Raw genomic sequence first — 5,274 nt, forward strand, 5'->3', positions numbered from 1 at the left:
CGGGGCGTCATCGAGTCCTGCGGCATGGACGCCGAGGGACGCACGCTGTTCGACAAGGGCGCTGTGGCCTACGCGCTACAGCGCAGAGAGAGGATGGACGCATGAAGATCGAGAAGAACGCCATAGCGTTCCCGATCAGCCGAGAGATGGCGCTCGACTTCGGGCTGGTCGAACCCACCGAGGCCGAGCGCGAAGAGCGCGCTGCTGTCATGGCCCAATGGCAAGCCAAGCGTGACGCCGCACAGCCGGGCATCGGGGCCGCATTGGCAGCCCTCGATGCACTCAATGGCGTGGAGCGCGAGATGCTCGACCTGCACTCCTTCGACCGGACCAAGCGCTATGCCCAGGAGTGCGAGGGGTGCGACTTCTCAGGGTTCGAGGGAGAGCCGCCCGCTTGGCCTTGTCGGACGGTCGACCTCATCGCACGTAGTCATGGCATCGACCTCTCGGAGTTCTACCTCTACGAGCCGGAGGCCTGAGCAACCTGTCCGACACGCGCCCTGCTACGGTGGACAGATTGTCCTACCTGCGTGATAGCCTGTGACGCAGCGAGGGAGTAGTGTCTCTCGGACCAAGCCCCAGCGATTCGCACCCCGAGCCGCTGGGGCTTTCACATGCCACCCGCACGCCGCCCGATCCCGAGTGCAGGCCGAGAGCCACGGTCGGAGCAGAGCGAGCGGGCACCACTTAGCCGCCCACCGGGCGCACGCAAGACCGAGCAAGCCCACGCAAGACCCAGCGAGAAGGAGCAAGGCCATGCAGGTAGCCATCGAAGAGATCCGCGGGCGCATCAAGGCGCTCGACTCACAGATGGAGTTTGAGCGCGAGACGCAGGCCAACGTCGAGCAGGCCCTAGCAGCGTCCCGTAAGCGGCTGGCCGACCTCGACGAACTGCGACAGGCATACCTCGCCGTCCTCAACGTGACCGGCGAGACCGCGCCCGAATACCGCTGGAAGCCGGGCGGCGCAGTCAAACCCCCAACCCGTTCACCTCGGTGAGCGGGCACAGGAGAGCCGCGAGCCTTAGACCCAACAGCGGCACACACGCTTAGCGCGGCTGGCGAGAGCACGGAACCGCGCACGCCCCACACGGTTGGGGCTCAACGGCCAGCGTCCGGCCGGCGCTGGCCCGCGAGGCGGGAGGGCGTCATGCTGTGCGACCGCTGCTGTGCGCCCGCCTCCTACAGCTGGTGGCACGCCGAGACCAAGGCAGAGCTGGGAGCGTGCGGTCACCACTCGAAGGAGTGGGAGCCCACACTGCTCGCACATGGCTGGCTGTGCGTCACACCTCGCATCGACCTGGGCCCAGTCACTGCCGACCCTGCGACGCATTGACCGACGCCGAGAGGGACGCACTGTGGCGCTGCTCATGGTGCGGCAGGTGGTGGGTCGTGCCGTCGCTGGCCCGACTGTGTGAGGCCAGGCATGAGTGACTATGACGGGCTGCACCGCAGGCTGCGCAAACGCTGGGTGCCCATCGTGGCGCAGGGCCGCACGACCTGCACACGGTACGGACACCCCCTCTTCCCCGACTGTCCCGGCCTCATCGCACCCGGTGCCGAGTGGCACCTCGGGCATGACGACTTCGACCGCAGCAGATGGACCGGGCCCGAGCACGGGCCATGCAACGTGCGTGCGTCCAACCTCAAGCGTGACGGGCTGCTCAACGCAGACCCGCGCCCACGATCCAGGGAGTGGTGACACGTGGCAGACGACGAGGTCCGGCAGACTGGGCTGCTGCTCGGTCAACTCCAACGGGCGGTTGCCGAGATCCCACAGGTCCAAGGAGGTCCAGCCGTGGCGACACCAACGCCGACACCTTCCCGCGATGCGATGCTCGAGGTCGCGAACTACCTCGACGCGCTGGACCCGAAGTCCGGGCTGCTGGGTCGCATCGCCCTGCGTGCCGTGTCCAAGATCCTGCGCGAGCGGGCACCGAAGGCATGAGCGACGCACTCGCCCGGTACGAGGCAGCCGTCGCCGCCCACGAGGCGGCAGCCCGGGATGCCGCGGTCAAGTCAGCCGAGGCGAGGGACGCAGAGCAGCGACGCATCGCCGCTCGAGTCGAGCTCGATGCTGCGACTGACGCTCTCGCATCCGAATAACTCACATATGAGTTGTCGTCGGACATTGTCGCAGTTTTTGTAGCAGGCAGACGTCGGAACAACCCACCTCGTTTGATCTCTCTCCGGCATTTTTTCCACGCAGCTGTAACTCATCCATGAGTTGAGGAGGTGGGCCCATGGCTGCACGGACCACCTCGCTGCGCACGGTCAAGCCGGGCGAGAAGCCCCCAGCGAAACCCAAGGCCAGCAAGCAGAAGACGATCACCCAAGCCGCGAAGGTCGGCACCACACGCGAGCTCCTCGTCGCGACGAGGGACCGCATCGCGGTTGCAGTCGAGAACCCGAACACGCCCGCTCGGGACCTGGCTGCGCTCACGAAGCGGCTGATGGAGGTCGTCCGCGACATCGAGGCCATTGATGCCCGAGAGGACGACGACAATGGCGGCTCGGCCGGCCCAGCCGAGGACGGCGACTTCGACGCCTCGGCTGTCTGAGTACGCTCGTCACTTCTCCTATCCGGGCGGCATCAAGAAGACAGTCTTCACGCGCGTCGAGGCGAAGGGCCGCGAGCTCGGCCTCGGGTTCGACTGGTGGCAGTCGCAGCTCGGCACGGTCTGCCTCGGCTACGGCGCCGATGGTAAGTACGTGGCCACTGTCGGCGGGATCGGACTTTCGATCCCACGGCAGGTCGGCAAGACCTACTTCGTATTGGCTCTGCTCGTCATCATGTGCATCCTGTTTCCCGGCCTGCAGGTCGTGTGGACGGCGCACCATCTGCGCACCTCGACGAAGACGTTCACGACGCTGCGTGGCATCTGCCGGCGCAAGAAGGTCGCGCCGCACATCAAGGCGATGCGGGCGGCCAACGGCGAGCAGCAGGTCGAGTTCAACAACGGGTCGATGATCATGTTCGGCGCTCGCTCGCGCGGGTTCGGGCGTGGCTTCGACGAGATCGACGTCGAGGTGTTCGACGAGGCGCAGATCCTTGACACGAAGTCGCTCGAGGACATGATCGCCGCGACGAACCAGGCACGGCACGAGCACGGCGCGCTGATCTTCTTCATGGGCACCCCGCCGCGGCCACCAGACCCGTCTGAGGCATTCACGGCGCGTCGGGCCAAGGCGCTCGCCGGCAAGGCCAAGAATGCGATCTGGTTGGAGATCGGCGCCGAGCCGGGGTCGCACCCTGACGACCGGTCGCAGTGGCCGACCATGAACCCGTCGTTCCCCACGCGCACGCCGGCCGAGTCTATGGAGCGGCTGCGGGAGAACCTGGCCGACGAGGACTCGTGGAACCGTGAGGGCCGCGGGATCTGGGACGACGACGACGGTGGTGGCTACTTCACGCCCGGCAAGTGGGTGGCGGGCTACGACCCGAAGGTGAAGTCCAGGATCGTCGGTGACCTCGCGCTGGGCGTGGCGGTGTCGGTGGACCGGAAGCGTGCCGTCATCGGTGCTGCGGGCCGGAACGAGGCCGGTTCGGTGCACTTCGAGCCCGTGTGGTTCGGTTCGCCGGCTGCGTGCCCTGCTGAGGCGAAGCGGCTGGCGGAGAAGCACTCTGCGGTGGCTGTCGCGATCGCTGGTGCTGGCCCGGGCGCTGACCTTGTGCCGTCGCTGGAGCTGGTGGTGCCGGGGTCGGTGCTGCGGGTGATGAAGACGGATGACGAGAAGACGGCCGCTGGCGAGGTGTACGACCTCGTCGAGGGCGTCGGGCACGCGCATCTGGACGATGCGGACCTGAATGCGGCTGTCCGGGCTGCTGTGCGCAAGGACGTCGGTGACCGGTTCGTGATCGGCCGGCGGAAGTCGTCGGCGGACGTGTCGGCGTTCGAGGCGGTCGCTTACGCGGCGTGGGCGCTTGGGCGCCATAAGACCTACAACGTGCTGGATTCGGTGCTCTGAGAGGGGGCGGCGTGTCGATCGTTCTCGAGCTGCTGGGTCTCCTGCTCGTCGCTGCATTCGCGTGGTTCGTGTGGCAGCCCCTGCCGCTGCTCGTCGTCGGGGCCGCCCTGCTCGCGGCGTCGTATGTGCGGGAGCGTCGCGGGGGTGACCGTCAGTGAGCCTGTTCTTCACACGCCCAGAGCAGCGCGCCATCTCGACCCTCGACTGGGTCCAAGGCAACGACCCCGTCCGGGCTGTCACGGAGTCGCGTGCTCTCGCCTTGGCGCCGGTGTTCGCGTCCATTCGGCACATCGTCGACTACTGCGCGACGCTGCCGATCGACTTCTACCGCAAGGACGGCGGGGCGCGGGTGCCGATGAGCTCGGCGCCGATGCTGTTCCGCAACCTGATCGACGCCGGCGAGCTCGAGCCGTGGCTGTCGCGGCTGTTCTACTCGCTGGTCGTGCGCGGGTCCGCCGTCGGGCTCATCCTGGCCCGCGACGGGCAGGGCGTGCCGACGGTCATCGAGTGGCTGCCGATGGACAACGTCCACGTCGACGACAGGAACTTCCGCAGTCCTGTGTGGCGTGTAGGTGGTCAGGTGATTCCGAGCCGGGACCTGATGCACATTCCGTGGCTCACCGCGCCGGGCCGCACGTTGGGCCTCTCGCCGCTCGAGGCGTATGCCGCTGCGGTGAACGCCGGACTGTCCGCGCAGGAGTACGCCGACGTGAGGCGTGGCGGTGGGCTGCCTCCAGCGGTGCTCAAGAACAACGCACTGACCCTCTCTCCCGAGGAGTCGTCGGCCGTGCAGTCGCGAGCGGTCAAGTCGTTCGCGTCGGGCAAGCCGTTCGTCACCGGCTCCGATTGGGATCTCTCGCTGCCGACGATCCCGCCGAATCACACGCAGTTCATCGAGACGCTGAACCTGTCCGCGAACCAGGTGGCGTCGATCTACGGCATCGACCCGACAGAGGCGGGTGGCGAGCCCCCCGGCTCCCTGACCTACTCGACGGACGAGACGCGCCAGATCAAGCGGGCGCACAACATGCAGCCATACCTGATCCGAGTCGAGCGCGCGTTCTCGGGTCGGCTGCTGCTGCCGCAGTTCATGCGGTTCAACGTGGATGCCAAGATCCGCGCTGACCTGAAGACCCGTTGGGAAGTCAACCGGGTCCGGGTCGAGATGGGCGCGGCGTCCATCAACGAGATCCGCGCACAGGAAGACGAGGCGCCCATCCCGGGCGGCGACTCGTACCGCACCACCGAACCTCCGGCGACCCCGCCGGAACTGCCGAACGATCCGGCACCCGAAGGAGAAAGCGCA

The 5,274-nt window shown here is 67.3% G+C and carries 10 protein-coding genes; all 10 read left to right on the forward strand.

All coding sequences use genetic code 11. From position 1 onward, the window contains the following. The first annotated feature begins 101 nt into the window (after positions 1-101). The gene (locus tag VIR15_RS07675; protein ID WP_331926883.1) at positions 102-479 is read left to right on the forward strand and encodes a hypothetical protein; all 378 of its coding nucleotides are present in this window, start codon (positions 102-104) and stop codon (positions 477-479) included. Positions 480-756: 277 nt separating this feature from the next. After that, positions 757-999, forward strand: a complete 243-nt coding sequence (locus VIR15_RS07680; protein ID WP_331926884.1) for a hypothetical protein — start codon at positions 757-759, stop codon at positions 997-999. A gap of 150 nt (positions 1,000-1,149) precedes the next feature. Further along, a complete protein-coding gene (locus VIR15_RS21240) occupies positions 1,150-1,335 on the forward strand; it encodes a DUF7455 domain-containing protein (protein ID WP_422653720.1) in 186 nt (61 codons plus the stop codon). A 90-nt stretch (positions 1,336-1,425) separates the two neighbouring features. Next, a complete protein-coding gene (locus tag VIR15_RS07685) occupies positions 1,426-1,701 on the forward strand; it encodes a hypothetical protein (protein WP_331926885.1) in 276 nt (91 codons plus the stop codon). 3 nt (positions 1,702-1,704) lie between these two features. After that, positions 1,705-1,947: a hypothetical protein gene (locus tag VIR15_RS07690; protein WP_331926886.1), complete on the forward strand. Its 243-nt coding sequence runs from the start codon at positions 1,705-1,707 to the stop codon at positions 1,945-1,947. Then, the gene (locus VIR15_RS07695; RefSeq protein WP_331926887.1) at positions 1,944-2,105 is read left to right on the forward strand and encodes a hypothetical protein; all 162 of its coding nucleotides are present in this window, start codon (positions 1,944-1,946) and stop codon (positions 2,103-2,105) included. The genes VIR15_RS07690 and VIR15_RS07695 overlap by 4 nt, the downstream gene beginning before the upstream one ends. A 137-nt stretch (positions 2,106-2,242) precedes the next feature. Continuing rightward, positions 2,243-2,560 carry a hypothetical protein gene (locus VIR15_RS07700; RefSeq protein ID WP_331926888.1) on the forward strand — a complete coding sequence of 106 codons (318 nt, stop codon included), beginning with the start codon at positions 2,243-2,245 and terminating at the stop codon, positions 2,558-2,560. After that, positions 2,505-3,968: a terminase large subunit domain-containing protein gene (locus VIR15_RS07705; RefSeq protein ID WP_331926889.1), complete on the forward strand. Its 1,464-nt coding sequence runs from the start codon at positions 2,505-2,507 to the stop codon at positions 3,966-3,968. Before VIR15_RS07700 ends, VIR15_RS07705 begins: the two co-directional genes overlap by 56 nt. Before the next feature lie 11 nt (positions 3,969-3,979). Beyond that, positions 3,980-4,126 (forward strand): hypothetical protein, encoded by a 147-nt coding sequence (locus VIR15_RS07710; RefSeq protein ID WP_331926890.1) that lies wholly within the window; start codon positions 3,980-3,982, stop codon positions 4,124-4,126. Next, positions 4,123-5,274, forward strand: a 1,152-nt coding sequence (locus tag VIR15_RS07715) for a phage portal protein (protein ID WP_331926891.1), incomplete at its 3' end; no start/stop codon positions are given. The genes VIR15_RS07710 and VIR15_RS07715, both read left to right, overlap by 4 nt.

It is taken from the genome of Intrasporangium sp. (assembly GCF_036566125.1).
Taxonomy (GTDB): domain Bacteria; phylum Actinomycetota; class Actinomycetes; order Actinomycetales; family Dermatophilaceae; genus Intrasporangium.

Bases quoted from the DNA above. Each gene is read 5' to 3' on its own strand.
- VIR15_RS07675 (WP_331926883.1), top strand. From the start codon at position 102: ATGAAGATCGAGAAGAACGCCATAGCGTTCCCGATCAGCCGAGAGATG.
- VIR15_RS07680 (WP_331926884.1), top strand. From the start codon at position 757: ATGCAGGTAGCCATCGAAGAGATCCGCGGGCGCATCAAGGCGCTCGAC.
- VIR15_RS21240 (WP_422653720.1), top strand. From the start codon at position 1,150: ATGCTGTGCGACCGCTGCTGTGCGCCCGCCTCCTACAGCTGGTGGCAC.
- VIR15_RS07685 (WP_331926885.1), top strand. From the start codon at position 1,426: ATGAGTGACTATGACGGGCTGCACCGCAGGCTGCGCAAACGCTGGGTG.
- VIR15_RS07695 (WP_331926887.1), top strand. From the start codon at position 1,944: ATGAGCGACGCACTCGCCCGGTACGAGGCAGCCGTCGCCGCCCACGAG.
- VIR15_RS07700 (WP_331926888.1), top strand. From the start codon at position 2,243: ATGGCTGCACGGACCACCTCGCTGCGCACGGTCAAGCCGGGCGAGAAG.
- VIR15_RS07705 (WP_331926889.1), top strand. From the start codon at position 2,505: ATGGCGGCTCGGCCGGCCCAGCCGAGGACGGCGACTTCGACGCCTCGG.